The sequence below is a fragment of the Paenibacillus sp. 2KB_22 genome, assembly GCF_052115745.1.
Classification (GTDB): domain Bacteria; phylum Bacillota; class Bacilli; order Paenibacillales; family Paenibacillaceae; genus Paenibacillus.
In genome coordinates, this window is sequence record NZ_JBFRHG010000028.1 from 1 (window position 1) to 504 (window position 504).

Annotated in this window: 1 tRNA gene and 2 rRNA genes; all 3 read left to right on the forward strand. The window is 52.6% G+C overall.

The features are described from left to right. Positions 1–111: ribosomal RNA gene (locus tag AB4111_RS31110) — 16S ribosomal RNA — on the forward strand; the annotation flags it as partial. 105 nt (positions 112–216) lie between these two features. Next, a 5S ribosomal RNA gene (rrf, locus tag AB4111_RS31115) occupies positions 217–333 on the forward strand. A gap of 36 nt (positions 334–369) precedes the next feature. After that, positions 370–446: transfer RNA gene (locus AB4111_RS31120), tRNA-Ile, on the forward strand. The last annotated feature ends 58 nt before the right edge of the window (positions 447–504 follow it).

Here is a 504-nt window from a genome sequence, read left to right on the forward strand (position 1 = left end):
GAAGTCGGTGGGGTAACCGCAAGGAGCCAGCCGCCGAAGGTGGGATAGATGATTGGGGTGAAGTCGTAACAAGGTAGCCGTATCGGAAGGTGCGGCTGGATCACCTCCTTTCTATGGAGAATCGTTTCCCGAGTGGAAACATTCAAATATAAAATCTAGCCAGGTCGGCTAGTTACTCACTCGTTGCTCAGTTTTGAGAGCTCAAACTCTCAAACGTTTGGTGGCGATAGCGAAGGGGTTCCACACGTTCCCATCCCGAACACGACCGTTAAGCCCTTCAGCGTCAATGGTACTTGGACCGCAGGGTCCTGGGAGAGTAGAACGCCGCCAAGCGTAACCCATTTTGGGTTCAAAAAGTATATATAATGTGGGCCCTTAGCTCAGTTGGTTAGAGCGCACCTCTGATAAGGGTGAGGCCGGTGGTTCGAGTCCACCAGGGCCCACCATCTATACCTTTAAACTTTATATGGGGCCATAGCTCAGCTGGGAGAGCGCCTGCCTTGC